Source organism: Sphingobium olei (genome assembly GCF_042678845.1).
Lineage (GTDB): Bacteria > Pseudomonadota > Alphaproteobacteria > Sphingomonadales > Sphingomonadaceae > Sphingobium > Sphingobium olei.
Genome location: NZ_JBHTLS010000134.1, coordinates 281,999 through 298,441 on the forward strand (window position 1 = coordinate 281,999; position 16,443 = coordinate 298,441).

Genomic DNA, 16,443 nt, shown 5'->3' on the forward strand with positions numbered 1-16,443 from the left:
CGCCCTAATCGCGCGCATGAGCACGCCCGAACGCGACTACTGCTATTTCATCGACCACCGCAAATACAACCGCAATGTCGGCTGCCGGAAACATGACAACATGTACGGCATTAACGGCGGAGGCAGCGAACGGGACCGCTGGCACGCGGACCTGACATTTTACCGCCACATGAGGGCGAACGGAGATCCGATGGCGCTGCCGTCGCTGATCGCCTGTCTGGCGCTTGGTTGGTTCTGCTGGAATTACCATCCGGGCAAGGGGCTGTGGCGCGGACAATTGTTGCGCCGCTTCGTAAAAGCGCCCAAGTGACCACGCCATGACCAGCCCAAAGCATGTCAGCGTCGGCCCGATCACCATCGGCAACGACCTGCCCTTCATCCTCATATCCGGTCCCTGCCAGATCGAAAGCCGCGACCATGCGCTGTTCATGGCCGAGGCGCTCGCGAAGACGGCGGATGCCGCTGGCGTGCCCTTCATCTTCAAGAGCAGTTTCGACAAGGCCAACCGCACCTCCGTCTCGGGCAAGCGCGGCGTCGGCATCGATGCCGGGCTGGCGATCCTTGCAGAGGTGAAGGCGACGCTGGGCTGCCCGATCCTGACCGATATCCATGACGCCACCCAGGTCGAAGCGGCGGCGCAGGCGGTGGACATCCTCCAGATCCCGGCTTTCCTCTGCCGCCAGACCGACCTGCTGGTCGCGGCAGGCAAGAGCGGCGCGGTCGTGAACGTCAAGAAGGGTCAGTTCCTCGCCCCCTGGGACATGGCGGCGGTCGCGCAGAAGGTTGCATCGACCGGGAACGAGCGCATCCTGCTGACGGAGCGGGGGGCGAGTTTCGGCTATAACACGCTGGTCAGCGACATGCGCGCGCTGCCCACCATGGCGCAGACCGGATATCCCGTGGTGTTCGACGCCACCCATTCGGTGCAGCAGCCGGGCGGCCTGGGTTCCGCGTCGGGCGGCCAGCGGGAATTCGCTCCCCTGCTGGCGCGCAGCGCGGTGGCGGCGGGGGTGGCGGCGGTGTTCGCCGAGGCCCATGACGATCCCGACAATGCGCCGTCCGACGGGCCGGTGATGCTGCCGCTCGACTGGGTCGGCCCGATGCTGGCGACCCTGAAGGCGATCGATGCCGTGGTGAAGGGCCGATAGGATATCACCCGCTTAACTTCGCATATTTCCCGCAGATTTTGACATTTTATTGTGCCGCGCTGATCCTATTGGAAAGATGGGCCTGCCGCTGTCGTTGACCAATGATCGCAGTGCGGTGCGCTGTAGGACAGGGAGGCGGCCCTACGGCCGGGTCTGCCCCTGTCCTCGCACGATCCACTTGTAGGTGGTGAGCCCTTCCAGCGCCACTGGCCCGCGCGCATGGAGGCGCCCGGTGGAAATGCCTATTTCCGCCCCCAGCCCGAATTCGCCGCCGTCGGCGAATTGGGTGGAGGCGTTCCACATGACGATGGCGCTGTCCACCGCGTTGAGGAAGCGCTCCGCCGTTTCCGCGTCTTCCGTGATGATAGCGTCGGTATGGTGGCTGGCGTGAGCCGCGATATGCGCGATCGCACCGTCGACGCCGCCCACCAGCCCCACTGACACGATGGCGTCCAGATATTCGGTATCCCAATCCTCGTCCGCGGCAGGCTTCACGCGCGCATCCATCGCCTGCACGTCCGTGTCGCCGCGCACTTCGCAGCCCGCATCGATCAGCACCTGAACCAGCGCCGGCGCGTGGGCGTAGCTGCGGTCGATCAACACCGTTTCCGTCGCGCCACATACGCCGGTTCGCCGCATCTTGGCATTGACGACCAGCGCCTGCGCCATGGCGGGATCGGCCGCACCGTCCACATAGCTGTGGTTGATGCCATCGAGATGCGCGAGGACAGGCACGCGCGCCTCTTCCTGCACCCGCGCGACGAGGCTCTTGCCGCCACGCGGGACGATGAGATCGACGAACTCCGACGCCTTGAGCAGCGCGCCCACCGCTGCCCGGTCGGTGGTGGGGACAAGCTGCACCGCTTCGGCGGGCAGGCCGGCGGCGACGATCCCGTCGACCATCGCCGCATGGATGGCGCGATTGCTTTCCTTTGCCTCGCTGCCGCCGCGCAGGATGACCGCATTGCCGGCGCGCAGGCACAGCGCGGCTGCGTCTGCGGTCACGTTGGGCCGGCTTTCATAGATGATGCCGACGATGCCCAGGGGAACGCGAATGCGGCTGAGTTTCAGTCCGTTGGGGCGGACGGCGGTGTCGATGACGCTGCCAAGCGGATTGGCAAGCGCCGCCACCTGATCGACGCCGTCGGCGGCGGCAGAGATCCTGTCCTCGTTGAGCTTGAGCCGGTCGAGCAGCGCAGGCGACAGCCCGTTGGACAGGGCATTGTCCATGTCGCGCGCATTGGCCGCGAGGATGGCCGGCGCCCGTTCCCGCAACGCCTGCGCAGCCCGGCACAGTGCGTCCGCCTTCTGCGCGTCGCTTGCACCGGCCAGAAGGGCGGCGGCACCACGGGCTCGTGCGCCAAGCTGGGCGATCAGCATTTCGGGGGTTTGGGTCAGGTCGTTCATGAAAGACGTCTCGCGGCTTTGGTCGGGCGCGCCTTAGCATGAAAGGCGGGGCGGACAAAGCCGGCGAACAACGGGTCGGTAAGGGTTCCGACGACCGGACCATGGGTCGCGAATGATCCGGTCGCCGGGCAGGGCAGCGGTTGCCGCCTCACCTGGGACAATAGAGCAGGGGGCTCACGCCCACATAGTTATACGGGGTAAGCATCTAAAAATCAGGGATAAATTGCTGCAGCGACGATCAGGCGGCCTGGGCCATCTGGAGTTCGCGGGTGGCGCGGATCACGCGGCAGGGAGGAATGTTGCGCCATTCGGTTTCTTCCGACACGCTGTCGAACAGGGGCGTCAGGAACCGGCGGACGAATGAGGAATATTGGTAGATGAGGAACGCCCCCCCCGGCCGAAGCGCGGCGCGGGTTTCAGCACAGATATGCGCGCCCACGCCCTCGGGCAAGGTGGAGAAGGGAATGCCGGACAGGATATAATCAGCCTGGTAATGGCCCGCTTCTCGAATAAACCGGCCGACATCCGCTGCCGATCCGTGCATGACGCGCAGGCGCGGATCGTCGATCTGTGCTTCGAGATAAGCGACGAAGTCGAGGTTGAGGTCGATGGCGATCAGCGTGGCGTCCGCCGGCAAACGATCCAATATCTGCCGGGTGAAGGTGCCGACGCCCGGCCCATATTCCACGAAGACGCGCGTCGAGCGCCAGTCCACCTGATCCAATATGCGATTCACCAGCATGGGAGAAGACGGGATCACCGAGCCGATCATGCCGGGATGCTTGACGAACTGGCGGAAGAACATGCCCCACTGGCTGAGAAACGATCCGGCGCCGCCGGCCTTTGCCTTCGTCTTCTTCAATGGAATGGAGGCCATCAAAATCCGTCCGTAAATTTCATCTGCAGCGACTCGCAAATCCTGCGAGAACTGGCAAGCGCGTTTGCAACATGCCTGTCATGAACGCGGTGCCGGCGGATGGGTTCAATCCGCCGACACCGCTTTCGGACCCGCGCATAACCAGGGTCAGTCACCGCGTTCCCGCGAACGGACCATGCCGGGGGACACGAACCCGATGGGATCGACCTGCATCGCGCGCTGCTTCAGCTGCGACTGGATCTGTTCATATTCGCGCTCCATTTCAGGCGTTACCGACGCCCGGGTTTCCTCCAGTGCGGCATCGAAATGCGCCTGCGTGACCTTCTCCACGCCCAGCGACTGCCGTAGCGCGACGAGGCCGGCGCGGCGGACGAGATCCTCAAGATCGGCGCCGGTAAACCGCTCCGTATCCTTCGCCAGAGCGACCAGATCGATATCGTCGGCAAGCGGCATCTTGGCGGTGTGGATGCCTAGGATGCGGAGACGGCCCGCCTCGTCGGGCACCGGCACATAGATAAGCTCATCGAAACGGCCGGGGCGAAGCAGCGCCGGATCGACCAGCGTCGGCCGATTGGTCGCGCCGATGACGACCACGGACTGCAATTCCTCCAGCCCGTCCATTTCGGCAAGGATGGTGTTCACCACCCGCTCCGTCACCGCCGGTTCGCCAAGGCCGCCGCCCCGCGCGGGCACCAGGCTGTCCAGTTCGTCGATGAAGATGACGGTGGGCGCCACCTGCCGCGCGCGGGCGAAGAGGCGCGCGATCTGCTGCTCGCTTTCGCCATACCATTTGGACAGGAGATCGCTCGATTTTGTCGCGATGAAATTGGCCTGCGCCTCGCGGGCAACGGCCTTCGCCAGCAATGTCTTGCCGGTGCCGGGCGGGCCATAGAGCAGGAAGCCCTTGGCCGGGCGGATGCCGATGCGGCGGAAGGCATCGGGGTCTTTCAGCGGCAGCTCGACTCCTTCCTTGAGGCGCATCTGCGCATCGTCGAGACCGCCAATGTCGGCCCAGCCGATGTTCGGCGCCTGCACCATGACTTCGCGCATGGCGGACGGCTGGACGCGCTTGATCGCGGACATGAAGTCCTCACGCGTGACGGACAGTTCCTCCAGCACGTCGGCGGGAATGGTCCCTTCCTCCAGGTTCAGGCGCGGCATGAAGCGACGAACCGTCTCGATCGCCGCTTCCCGGCTGAGCGCGGCGAGGTCCGCGCCGACGAAGCCGTAGGTCATGCGGGCGAGTTCACCCAGATCGACCTTGTCGCCCAGCGGCATGCCGCGCGTGTGGATGCCCAGGATCTCGCGCCTGCCGCGCTCGTCCGGCACGCCGACAATGATTTCCCGGTCGAAGCGGCCGGGGCGGCGCAGCGCCTCGTCGATCGCCTCCGGCCGGTTGGTCGCGGCGATCACGACGAGGTTGGTGCGCGGCTCCAGCCCGTCCATCAGGGTCAGCAGTTGAGCGACGAGGCGCTTTTCCGTCTCGCCGGTCACATTGCCGCGCTTGGGCGCGATCGAATCGATCTCGTCGATGAAGAGGATCGACGGCGCGGACTTGGCCGCTGCCTCGAAAATCTCGCGCAACTGCTTTTCCGACTCGCCATAGGCCGAACCCATGATCTCCGGGCCGTTGATCAGGAAGAATTCGGCATCGGATTCATTGGCGACGGCGCGCGCAAGGCGGGTCTTGCCGGTGCCCGGCGGGCCATGGAGCAGCACCCCCTTGGGCGGATCGACGCCGAGCCGCTCGAACAGTTCGGGGTAGCGCAGCGGCAGCTCGACCATCTCCCGCAGCTGGTCGATCGTTTCCGCCATGCCGCCCACATCGTCATAGGTGACGTCGGCGCGGCGCGATTCGCGCGGTTCTTCATATTCGGCGCGCAATTCGACTTCCGTATCCTCGTCGATCCGGACGATGCCCTTGGGCGTGGTGGACACGACGACGAGCCGGATTTCCTGCAACGCATAGGCCGGCGCGGCGAGCATCTGTCGCAGCTGGGGCGGCATGTCACCCGGAGGAACCTGTTGTTGTCCGGCTGTAGCGACGATGTCGCCGGATGAGAGGGGCCGCTGGAAGAAAACGCGCTTCAACGCGTCGGGATTGCCCTGGAGCCGGAGGTTGTTTTGTGCGGGCGCGAACACGACGCGCTGGGCAGGTCGGGGATCGACTTTGGCGATCTGGACGAAATCGCCCGACCCCACGCCGGCGTTGGCGCGCTGAAGACCGTCGAGGCGGAGCACGTCGAGCCCCTCATCTTCCTTGTACGGACGCACCACGCGCGCAGAGGTCGGGCGCTTGCCCGCAATCTCTATCACATCGCCTTCGGCAAGATGTAGTTCGGCCATCACGCCGAGCGGCAGCCGCGCCAAACCGCGCCCGGCGTCTTCCGGCCGCGCGTTGGCGACCTGGATCCTGCGTTCCGTCCTGTCCTGATCGGCCACTCGCCATCCCCGTCTTTGTCGTTCCGTAACGAGATAGGAAACGCAAAGCGGTCCGGAAAGACCCCCGGATGACGATAACATGGGACAAAAAAAGGGCCGGCGATAAAGCCAGCCCGGAAGTTTTAGGAGAGGATGCCTGAAAGGCCCGTCCTATATGCGTTGCAGCGTGAAATTTTGCAAGTGCGAAAGAAACGGCCAGGTTGCAAAAATTGCATCTTGCCATTTCCGCCCTTTTCCTGCTCATTAGGGAGAGGATGCTTGGAACCGGGATGCGCGCCGTTCGATAAAGAGAATTGACGCGGCGCAGCGGATCGGCTTCGGAACTTGACAGATTATGCGCAGATTGCCGCCCCTTACGGCCCTGGAGGCCTTTGTTCAGGTCGCCCGCCTCGGCTCCGTCAAGGCAGCGGCCGAAGAGCTTGCGCTCTCTACGCCCGCGCTGAGCCGGCGGGTACAGGCGCTCGAACGCTTCATCGGCAGGCCCCTGTTCGACCGGAAACACCAGGCGCTGGAGATCAACGCGGACGGACAGCGGCTGCTGGACGACATCGCGCCGGCGCTGGATTCGCTCAGCCAGGCGCTGGAGAATATCCAGAGCGGGGGCAATCAGTTGCGACTACGGCTCGCGGTAATGCCGCTATTCGCCACGCAGCGGCTCTTTCCCCATCTCGGCCGGCTGCGCCAGCAGCATCCGCAGCTCCATATCGACATCGAAACCACCCCCCATGCCGTCGCGCGGCTGGGCGAAGGGCTTGACGCCGCCATCGTGCTGATGGCGAAGGACATCGACCCGGCGCTCTATGCGCATGAGCTGGACCATGAGGAAGTCTATCTGATCGGCCGGCGGCAGTTGCTGGAAGGCCCGCACGCGCTGACATCGCCCGAGGAACTGGCGCAGCAGACGATCCTGCTCCACCGCGACATGGTGCTGTCCTTCGACGCCTGGAAGGAAGCGGCGGGCCTGCCCGACCTGCAGCCGCTGGCGGTGGACAATTATGATTCGGGCCAGTTGATGCTGGAGGCGGCGGCGCAAGGCTTGGGCGTGGCGGTGATGCACGCCAGCCATTTCGAACAGTCGGGCGATCCCCGCCTGGTCCGCCTGTTCCCGATCCATGTCGAAAGCCCCTATCGCTATTTCTTCGTCTGCCGGCCGCGCGCGCTGCAGACGCGGGCGGTGCGCATCTTCCGCGACTGGCTGGTGGCCGCGGACATCTGACGCCTTTTTTGCCCCGTTCTTTGAGCGCGTTTTAAAGTTAATGGGAAGATGGCCGTTATGAGCCGCATGACCGCGGCAGCATCTCCCTCCTCCACCGGCCCGCAACATGGGCTAACCGACCGTCTGGCACGCTGGGCCAGGGGCTTTTCGCACAAGGCCGAGGAGGAAGAAGCCGAGGAGGTCGAGCTTCGCCCGCGCGCCGGCACCGCCGCAAGCCGGGAGATCAATCGGCGGCGGCAACTCTATTCCGAGATCGGCGACTTCCTGTTCGCCCATGACCTGGATCTCACCCCGGTCAATTTCAGCGTCGCGCTGGATTACCTGACCGGCGCCAACGTGGGCGTCGAGAAGGCGATCCGGGCCGTGATGATGGAGCGGGGCAAGATCACCAACGGCTGGCTGGAAGCGCTGGCCGCAGACCAGCGCGCCGACGAGATCACGCCGGACGGGCTGGCGACGATGCTGGATAAGGTCGAGGAGAATCTGACCCAGTTCACAGGCCTGATGCACGAGTCCCGCAATTCGGCGAAGGATTATGGCGCGGCGTTGCAGGAGCAGGCCAAGGAACTGAGCGAGAGCAGCGACAGCGAGCCGGTGCTCGCCCGCCTGGTCGGTCTGACCCGGTCGATGGTGGAGAAGACGCGGCAGGTCGAAAACCAGCTGCGCGAGAATCAGCGCCAGACGCAGGCGCTGAAATCGAGCCTGGAGTCCGCCCGCCGCGCTGCCGAACATGACCATCTGACCGGCCTGCCCAACCGCCGCGCCTTCGAAGCCGTGCTGCGCGAGGAAACGAAATTGGCGCAAGACGGTGGCGAAGCGCTGTCGGTCGCCTTTTGCGACATCGACCATTTCAAGCAGATCAACGACCTGCACGGTCACGACACGGGTGATCGGGTGCTGAAGTTCGTCGCCGGCCTCCTCGCGAAAATATCGAACGACCGCTGCCATGTCGCCCGGCATGGGGGCGAGGAATTCGTCCTGCTGTTCCGCGGCAAGACGGCCGGCGAGACATGCGAGGCGGTGGACGGCGTGCGCGAAGACTTGGCGGGTCGCAGTCTGGTCAATCGCACCAATGGCGAGCGGATGGAACGGGTGAGCTTTTCGGCCGGTGTCGCCAACGTGCTGGCCTATGACGACCCGCGCGCCGCGCTGAAGGCCGCCGACCGGGCGCTATACCTGGCCAAGGAACATGGGCGCAACCGCGTCTATCTGGCGGCGGAAGCCGACTGAAAGCCTTGAAGGCCCGCTTCCCTAGAAGTCCGGCTTTTCATAATGGGGCGGCGGCGTGATGACCTCCATCCGTTCGGACAGCAGCGGCCGGAAGGACGGGCGCGACTTGAAGCCGGCATACCAGCGCTTCACCGGCTCGTGCCCCGCCCAGTCGATGCCCCCCAGATAGTCCGCGACAGAGAGGTGCGCGGCAGCGGCGATGTCGGCAAGGCTGAGCGTAGCACCGGCCATCCAGCTGCGATGGTCGAGCAGATAATCCATGTAATCCATATGGACGTTGGCGCGCTTCATCGCTTCCCGCAGCACGCGCGCGTCGGGCGGCGCCCTGTCGATCAGCCGCTTCTTCATCCGTTCCTGCAGCAGCGGCCCGACCACGTCGCCGTAGAAATTCTGGTCGAAGAAGGCGGTCAGCCGCCGCACTTCCGCCCGGGCGGCGGCGGCACCGGAAATGAGCGGGAATTTTTCCACCGTCTCTTCAAAATATTCGCAGATCGCCTGGCTGTCGATCAGGGTGATGCCCTTGTCCTGGTCCACCATGACCGGCGTGGTGCCCGCAGGATTGAGATCGAGAAATTCGTCCCGCATCACCCAGGGCGATTCGCGCACCAGATCATAGCCGATCCCCTTTTCACCCAGCAGCAGCCGGACCTTGCGGGAAAAGGGGCAGAGCGGAAATTGATAAAGCAACCACATAGGCGATCCCTGTTAGGCGCGCCGGAGGAAAGGGGAAAGCCGCAAAATGCCGCTCCCGCCAGCGATATGGTTCCGGCCTTGAAGGCGGCAAAAAACGGCATGTTTCGCCCTTGCGGTGCGCCAATGCGGCGATAGAAGGGGCGCGAATTTGATTTCGCGACGGAAAGGATGCCCGATGTCTGACGATTTCTTCCCGGTGCCGGGCACATGGGCGCAGGACGCGCTGTTCGACCGCGCGGGCCGTGAAGCCGACTACCGCCGCTCGATAGAAGATTCTCACGCCTATTGGCTGGAACGGGCGAAGCGGCTCGACTGGATCGAAGCGCCCACCCTGACCGACGAGAGCAGCTTCGCCGAAGCCGATTTCGGCGTCCGCTGGTTCGCCGACGGCGTCCTCAACGTCAGCGCCAACTGCATCGACCGCCACCTGGCCGAACGTCGCGACCAGACCGCGATCCTCTGGGAACCCGACTCGCCCGACGCGGAAGCGCGGCGGTACAGCTACGCGCAGGTCCATGAAGAGGTGTGCCGCCTCGCCAATGTGCTGAAGGCGGCGGGGGCGAAGAAAGGCGACCGGATCACCGTCTATATGCCGATGATTCCGGAGGCCGCCTTCGCACTGCTGGCCTGCGCGCGCATTGGCGCTGTGCATTCGGTGGTGTTCGGCGGCTTTTCCCCCGAGGCGCTGTGCGGCCGCATCCAGGATTGCGACTCCACCCTGGTCATCACCGCCGACGAAGGGTGCCGCGCGGGGAAGAAGGTGCCGCTCAAGACCAACGTCGATGCGGCGCTGAAGGATTGTCCGGGGGTGAAGACGGTCCTGGTGGTGAAGGCGACGGGCGGCGACATCGCCATGCAGCCGGGCCGCGACCTGTGGCTGCATGAGGAGGCCGCCAAAGTGTCCGCCGACTGCCCGCCAGAACCAATGAACGCGGAAGACCCGCTGTTCATCCTCTATACTTCCGGCTCGACCGGCAAGCCCAAGGGCGTGCTGCACACCACCGGCGGCTATCTGCTTTGGGCGAGCCTGACGCACGAACTCTGCTTCGATTATCGCCCCGGCGACATATACTGGTGCGCCGCCGACATAGGCTGGGTCACCGGGCACAGCTATATCGTTTACGGCCCGCTGGCGAACGGGGCGACGACTCTGATGTACGAAGGGGTGCCCAACTGGCCGACGCCCAGCCGCATCTGGGACGTGGTGGACAAGCATCAGGTCCATACGCTGTTCACCGCGCCCACGGCGCTGCGCGCGCTGATGAAGGAAGGCGACGAGCATGTGACCCGCACCAGCCGCGCGTCGCTGCGCGTGCTGGGGACCGTGGGCGAGCCGATCAACCCGGAGGCGTGGCGCTGGTATCATGGCGTGGTGGGCGAAGGCCGCTGCCCGATCATCGACACCTGGTGGCAGACGGAAACCGGCGGCGCGATGATCGCGCCGATGCCGGGCGCGACCGACCTGAAGCCGGGCAGCGCCACCTTGCCGATGCCGGGCGTGGTGCCGCAGATCGTCGACGGCGAGGGCAAGGTGCTGGAGGGCGCGGCCGAGGGCAATCTGGTGATCGCGCAAAGCTGGCCAGGGCAGATGCGTACCGTGTGGGGCGACCATGACCGCTTCTTCCAGACCTATTTTACCACTTTTCCCGGCAAATATACCACCGGCGACGGCGCGCGGCGCGACGCGGACGGCTATTACTGGATCACGGGTCGGGTGGACGACGTCATCAACGTGTCGGGCCACCGGATGGGCACGGCCGAGGTCGAAAGCGCGCTGGTGCTGCATGAGGCGGTCGCGGAAGCGGCGGTCGTGGGCTTTCCCCATGACGTCAAGGGCCAGGGCATCTATGCCTATGTGACGCTGAACAGCGGGCAGGAGCCGAGCGACGATCTGCGCCAGACGCTGATCAAATGGGTACGAACGGAAATCGGCCCGATCGCGACGCCGGACGCCATCCAGTTCGCGCCCGGCCTGCCCAAGACCCGGTCGGGCAAGATCATGCGCCGCATCCTGCGGAAGATCGCGGAGGGCGAGGTGTCGGCCCAGGCGCTGGGCGACACCAGCACGCTGGCGGACCCTTCGGTAGTGGAGAATCTGGTGGCGAACCGGGTCGGGTGAGGGCGTGATTGAATCTTAATGCCCCGGATGCTATATCGTTTGTGCAAATGTCATGGGTTATGCCCCTGATACCGAACCCCCGTCATTGCCGTGGCGGGGGTTCACTCGTCCAAGGGGCGAGTTGCCGCCCGCCCCTTGTCCGTCGCACATCTTATTTGGAGCGCGAAACCTCCACGATCTTGAGGACCAAGGTCGCAAAGGCGATCATCACCCCAAGCGCGATGCACGAGTCTGCAAATGTCATGTGCTCTCCTTCTGATACGCGGCGGAAGTGCCGCGTCATCGGAATAAGGAAAGAACGCGCGCGTGCCTATTAAGGCTTTGTCACACCATCTCGCCGGTCAGCAGGCGGGGCAGCGCGCCGGACTGGCCGCGCGCCTCCGCCATGAAGCGATTCTTGAGCGGGGTTGTGCGTTGCACGGCGGCGAGGCCGGCGCGGCGGACGAGCGAGGGGAGCTTGCCCGGCACGTCGAACAGGCGGACGAGGCCGTCCATGGCGACGCTGGTCATCATCGAATCGAGGCCGCGCCAGCGCTGGTAGCGGGCCAGAAGCTGCGCGTCGCCGGGATCGAGACCGAGGCGCATGCCGTCCACCAGCACCTCCACCAACGCGGCGGCGTCACGAAAGCCGAGGTTAAGGCCCTGCCCAGCGATCGGGTGGATGGCATGGGCGCTGTCCCCGACCAGCGCGAGGCGGGTGTCGGTGATGCGCGCGGCATGGTGAAAGCCGAGCGGATAGGAGGAGCGCGGGCCGGCGAGGCTGATTTCGCCGAGGAAGCCGCCGATCCGCTTCTGCGCTTCGGCGAGCCAGGCGCGTTCGGAGAGCTTGAGCATCGCGGGCGCCTGGTCGGTCGGCACGGTCCAGACGACGGCGGAGCGGGTGCCGGGCTGCATCGGCAACAGGGCGAAGGGGCCGCCGACATAGAAGATTTCGTAGGCCGTGTTGGCGTGCGGCACGTCATGGTCGATCGCGGTGACCATGGCGGTGTGCTTGTACTGCCATTTGGTGGTGCGGATGCCGGCGGCTTCGCGCGTTGGGCTGTTGCGACCCTCCGCCGCGACCAGCAGCGCGCCATGGAGCGTCGCGCCGCTCGCCAGCGTCAGCGTGACGCAATCGGCGGTGCGATCCACATGGGTGGCGCGGTCGGGCTGGAAGATGGTGAGGTTGTCCGCGCCCTTTGCCGTTTCCGCCAGTGCCAGGCGTAGGTCGCGATTGGGGAACATGGTGCCCATGACGCCATCCTCCGCGTCGGGCACGAAGTCGAGCGCGCCCGGCTCCAGCCCGTCGCTGACCCAGATGCGGTCGATCGGACAGCCCTTCCCCGCGAGATGATCCGCCACGCCGATGGCCGACAGCATGGCATAGCTGGTCGAGCTGATCGCCGAGACGCGTCCGTCGAAGCCAGGCGCGGTCTGCGACAGGGGTTCGGCCGGATCGATGACGGCGGTGCGCACGCCATGGCGCGACAGGGCGATGCCAAGGGTGAGGCCGACCAAGCCCGCACCCAGAATGACGACGTCGAAGCGTTGCATGGCCCCCATGTAGAGGGTCGGACGGCGCTTGGGAAGGATGGCAAAAGAGACAGCGAAGTAGACAGCCAAAACGCTCCACATATCATTAGTTAGCTAACTAATTATTGGCGCTCCGGCGGGTTCATGGCTTGCTTACCAATTTGCGCTAGGGCGGCCTTATGAGCCGTGCAGACCCCCGCCCCCGTTCCGCCGTCAGCCATGGCGTTGGCGTCGCGGGCCTCGTGGGACTGGCGGCATGGACGCTGGTCGCGCGCCATTATGGCATGAACGGCCCCAATGCAGGGTTCGCGGCGGTCGTCGCCTGCGGGCTGCCGATGGTGCTGTGGTCGCTGCTGGTGGATCGGGTGCATCGCCATCCGTCGACCGGGATCGACTGGAATGCGCCGGCGCGGCCGTGGCGGGCAGCGGGCGACACGGCCATCGTCAAGATCGCCGGCCTGTGGGCGACATGGCTGGCGATCGCGCTCTTCTACTGCGTGGCGCGCTGGTATTGGAGCGGCAATTATCGTTATTCGATGGATTTGTTCACCGCCGCCGCGCCGTGGCTGCTGGTTGCGTCCATCCCCTATATTCTCTGGATCGACCGGCGGCTGGTCGATCCGCATGATGCCTCATACCATTTCGGCCAATGGGTGATCGGCGGCGCGGCCGGCAGGCCCGACATGGAACAGGTGGCGCATCATGCCCGCGCCTGGGCGGTGAAGGGCTTCTTCCTGGCCTTCATGGTGTCAATCGTGCCCGGCAATTTCGCGAGCGTGGTCGACTGGCGGGTCGAGGACGCGCTGGCGCATCCAGTGGCGCTGGCCGGCTTCCTGATCGCCATCATGTTCATGATCGACGTCTGCATGGCGACGGTCGGCTATATCCTGACCTTCAAACCGCTCGCTTCGCATATCCGCACCGCGAATCCGTATCTGGGCGGATGGATCGCGGCGCTGATCTGCTACCCGCCCTTCGTGCTGATGGGCGGCGGAGGGCCGCTTGACTATCATGCGGGCGGGCAGGAATGGGATGCATGGGTCGCGGGAATGCCGGCGCTGCAATGGACGCTGGGCGGGCTGCTGGTGTTGCTGACGGGTATCTATGCCTGGGCGACGGTGGCGTTCGGACTGCGCTTCTCCAACCTTACCCATCGCGGCATCCTGACGCATGGGCCTTATCGGTGGAGCCGGCACCCGGCCTATCTGTCGAAGAACCTCTTCTGGTGGCTGTCGTCGCTGCCTTTCCTGAGCGTCAGCGGTTCGATGACGGACGTGGTGCGCAACTGCATTTTGCTGGGCGCGACCAATGCCATCTATTATTGGCGGGCCAAAACAGAAGAGCGACACCTGTCGGCCGACCCCGATTATCGCGCCTATTGGGAGTGGATGTCGCGCAACGCGCCGGTGCCCCGTCTTTTCGCGTGGCTGACGGGGAAGCGGCCGATCGCGCCGCTGGCGCAACCGGCGGAATGATCAGAAACTCTCTTCCGCATAGACTCGGCTGAGGTCACCCGCCCATTCGCGATGATAGCGGTCGAGCAGCCGTTCGGCGTTGGTCTTGCCCGATGCGACGACTTCTTCGAGGAAGCTGAGATACCCCGTTTCATTGTCGCCGGCACCGTTGAGTCGCGCGCGCGAGGCGAGGCCCGAGCGGGCGATGTTCACGACTTCGCCAGCGATATCGCGCAGCTTGCGGCCGCCGCCGATCGGCGCGTCGAGGCCGAGCTTCGGCACGGAGTCGCGCAAGACCTGCCGCTCCTCCATCGACCAGTCCTTCACCACGTCCCAGGCGGCGTCGAGGGCGCCCTGGTCGTAGAGGAGGCCGACCCAGAGAGCGGGCAGCGCACAGATGCGGTTCCAAGGGCCGCCGTCCGCGCCGCGCATTTCGAGGAAGCTCTTCATCCGCACTTCGGGGAAGGCGGTGGAGAGATGATCCTCCCAGTCCTTTTCGGTGGGCTTCTCCCCCGGCAGGACGGAGAGGCGGCCGTCGAGGAAATCACGGAAGCTGAGGCCCGCCGCGTCGATATATTTGCCGTCGCGGTAGACGAAATACATCGGCACATCGAGCGCATAGTCGGCGTAGCGTTCGTAGCCGAAGCCGTCTTCGAACACGAAGGGCAACATGCCAGTGCGGTGCGGATCGGTATCAGACCAGATATGGCTGCGGTAGGAGAGGAAGCCGTTGGGCTTGCCGTCGGTGAAGGGCGAATTGGCAAAGAGTGCGGTGGCGAGCGGTTGCAGCGCGAGGCTCACGCGGAACTTCTGCGCCATGTCGGCTTCGCTGCCATAATCGAGATTGGTCTGAATGGTGCAGGTGCGCAGCATCATGTCGAGGCCCATGGACCCCACGCGCGGCATGTGCCGCAGCATGATCCCGTACCGGCCCTTGGGCATGATGGGCAGGTCTTCGCGGGCCTTGTCCGGCCACATGCCAAGGCCAAGGAAGCCCAGGCCCAGCATGTCGCCCACATATTTGACCTGTTCCAGATGGCGGCCGGTTTCCGCGCAGGTCTGGTGGAGATTTTCGAGCGGCGCGCCGCTGAGTTCCAGCTGGCCCGCCGGCTCCAGGCTGATCGTGCCGTCGCTTCCCGACAGGGCGATGATATTCTCGCCCTCGAACACCGGCTGCCAGCCGTAGCGGGTGAGGCCGATCAGCAGCGTGTGGATGCCGCCCTTTTCCTCATAGGCAGGGGCGTGATGGTCGGACCGGGCATAGACGAATTTCTCATGCTCGGTGCCGATGCGCCAGCTTGTCCGGGGCTTTTCGCCCCTGGCAAAGGCCGCGATCAGCTGCTCGCGGCTTTCGATGACGGGATCATGCCCCCCTGAGTCGGTTCTGGTGCTCATGCCCCGCCCTTAATCCTTCCCCTCGGCGCGTCAAACCAGAGCGCGCGGCGCACAGATAAGTTGCGCCCCGGAGGAACGCAACAACATAGCGAAATGAAACTATTTCGGGTCGTGCCAGTCGCCGTTGATCGCCATCCAGGCCGACGTGGCGGCGATGGCGGCGGTTTCGGCGCGTAGGATGCGGGGGCCGAGCGACACCGGCACTGCGCCCGGCGCTGCCCGGACAGCCTCGCGCTCTGCCGGGTCGAAGCCGCCTTCGGGGCCGACGAGAAAGGCGGCGGGGCCGGGGTGCGCGCGTAACGCCTGTTCCAGCGGCGCGCCGCCGGTCTCGTCCGCGAAGAAGAGGTGGCGACCGGCGGGCCAATCGCGCAGCAGGGCGTCGAGCTTCACCATCTCGCCAAGCTCGGGCAGCGCGGTGCGGCCGCATTGTTCCGCCGCCTCGACCAGATGGGCGTGCAGCCGGTCGAAATTGAGCTTGTCCACCACCGCGCGGCGGGTGAGGACGGGTTGCAGCCGAGCCACGCCCAGCTCGCACGCCTTTTCCGCGATCAGGTCGATCCGCCCCTTCCTGATCGGCGCGCAGCAAAGCCAAAAATCGGGCACGACCTCCGGCGGCCTGGTCTGCTCCACGCATTCCAGCACCAAATCCCGCTTGCGGATGTCGCGCGCGCGCGCCGCCCACTCGCCCGAGCGACCGTCGAAGAGCAGGATGATGTCATCCGGCTTCACGCGCATGACGCTGATGAGATAATGGGCGGGATTGCCGTCCACCGGCACGGCCACGCCTTCGCCCAGCTGGGTTTCGACATAGAGGCGCGGCGCGCTTTGCGGGGGCCAGGCAGGGGTGGCGGTCATTTCATGTCTTTCGTCCGACGGAGCTTGCCCGGAGGCAGGACAAGTCTTTAGAGAAACGAGGGGCTTCGACAAGCTCAGCCCGAACGGAGTGCAGC

General features: G+C 65.2%; 13 protein-coding genes. 6 read left to right on the forward strand and 7 right to left on the reverse strand.

Annotated elements, in window-relative coordinates; translation table 11 throughout:
- Positions 1–16 precede the first annotated feature (16 nt).
- On the forward strand, positions 17–310 hold the full coding sequence (locus ACFQ24_RS19360; protein ID WP_380914401.1) for a hypothetical protein: 294 nt from the start codon (positions 17–19) through the stop codon (positions 308–310).
- 7 nt (positions 311–317) lie between these two features.
- Positions 318–1,148 carry a 3-deoxy-8-phosphooctulonate synthase gene (gene kdsA, locus ACFQ24_RS19365; protein WP_380914206.1) on the forward strand — a complete coding sequence of 277 codons (831 nt, stop codon included), beginning with the start codon at positions 318–320 and terminating at the stop codon, positions 1,146–1,148.
- Positions 1,149–1,289: 141 nt separating this feature from the next.
- Here the strand turns inward: kdsA and ACFQ24_RS19370 are convergent, their stop codons facing one another.
- The 3 genes from ACFQ24_RS19370 to ACFQ24_RS19380 form a co-directional block, all read right to left on the reverse strand.
- Entirely contained in the window at positions 1,290–2,555 is a 1,266-nt protein-coding gene (locus ACFQ24_RS19370) for a glutamate-5-semialdehyde dehydrogenase (RefSeq protein WP_380914208.1), read from the reverse strand.
- A gap of 238 nt (positions 2,556–2,793) precedes the next feature.
- Positions 2,794–3,432 carry a class I SAM-dependent methyltransferase gene (locus ACFQ24_RS19375; protein ID WP_380914209.1) on the reverse strand — a complete coding sequence of 213 codons (639 nt, stop codon included), beginning with the start codon at positions 3,430–3,432 and terminating at the stop codon, positions 2,794–2,796.
- Positions 3,433–3,579: 147 nt separating this feature from the next.
- Positions 3,580–5,874 (reverse strand): CDC48 family AAA ATPase, encoded by a 2,295-nt coding sequence (locus tag ACFQ24_RS19380; RefSeq protein WP_380914211.1) that lies wholly within the window; start codon positions 5,872–5,874, stop codon positions 3,580–3,582.
- A 334-nt stretch (positions 5,875–6,208) separates the two neighbouring features.
- Here ACFQ24_RS19380 and ACFQ24_RS19385 point away from each other — a divergent pair, with 334 nt between their 5' ends.
- Positions 6,209–7,090, forward strand: coding sequence for a LysR substrate-binding domain-containing protein (locus ACFQ24_RS19385; protein WP_380914213.1), 882 nt, complete (start codon positions 6,209–6,211; stop codon positions 7,088–7,090).
- Between the two features lie 66 nt (positions 7,091–7,156).
- On the forward strand, positions 7,157–8,320 hold the full coding sequence (locus tag ACFQ24_RS19390; protein WP_380914403.1) for a GGDEF domain-containing protein: 1,164 nt from the start codon (positions 7,157–7,159) through the stop codon (positions 8,318–8,320).
- Positions 8,321–8,341: 21 nt separating this feature from the next.
- Here the strand turns inward: ACFQ24_RS19390 and ACFQ24_RS19395 are convergent, their stop codons facing one another.
- Positions 8,342–9,013 carry a glutathione S-transferase family protein gene (locus tag ACFQ24_RS19395; RefSeq protein ID WP_380914215.1) on the reverse strand — a complete coding sequence of 224 codons (672 nt, stop codon included), beginning with the start codon at positions 9,011–9,013 and terminating at the stop codon, positions 8,342–8,344.
- A 175-nt stretch (positions 9,014–9,188) separates the two neighbouring features.
- Here ACFQ24_RS19395 and acs point away from each other — a divergent pair, with 175 nt between their 5' ends.
- Positions 9,189–11,132 (forward strand): acetate--CoA ligase, encoded by a 1,944-nt coding sequence (acs, locus tag ACFQ24_RS19400; protein ID WP_380914217.1) that lies wholly within the window; start codon positions 9,189–9,191, stop codon positions 11,130–11,132.
- Positions 11,133–11,456: 324 nt separating this feature from the next.
- Here the strand turns inward: acs and ACFQ24_RS19405 are convergent, their stop codons facing one another.
- Complete coding sequence (locus ACFQ24_RS19405) at positions 11,457–12,665, reverse strand: UbiH/UbiF/VisC/COQ6 family ubiquinone biosynthesis hydroxylase (protein WP_380914218.1); 1,209 nt, start codon at positions 12,663–12,665, stop codon at positions 11,457–11,459.
- A gap of 158 nt (positions 12,666–12,823) precedes the next feature.
- Here ACFQ24_RS19405 and ACFQ24_RS19410 point away from each other — a divergent pair, with 158 nt between their 5' ends.
- Positions 12,824–14,119, forward strand: coding sequence for a methyltransferase family protein (locus ACFQ24_RS19410; protein WP_380914220.1), 1,296 nt, complete (start codon positions 12,824–12,826; stop codon positions 14,117–14,119).
- Here ACFQ24_RS19410 and ACFQ24_RS19415 read toward each other — a convergent pair whose 3' ends face one another.
- Together ACFQ24_RS19415 and ACFQ24_RS19420 are read right to left on the reverse strand one after the other, a co-directional pair.
- Positions 14,120–15,493 (reverse strand): glutamate--cysteine ligase, encoded by a 1,374-nt coding sequence (locus ACFQ24_RS19415; RefSeq protein ID WP_380914222.1) that lies wholly within the window; start codon positions 15,491–15,493, stop codon positions 14,120–14,122. It abuts the gene before it with no gap.
- Positions 15,494–15,592: 99 nt separating this feature from the next.
- A complete protein-coding gene (locus ACFQ24_RS19420) occupies positions 15,593–16,348 on the reverse strand; it encodes a 16S rRNA (uracil(1498)-N(3))-methyltransferase (protein WP_380914224.1) in 756 nt (251 codons plus the stop codon).
- Positions 16,349–16,443 lie beyond the last annotated feature (95 nt).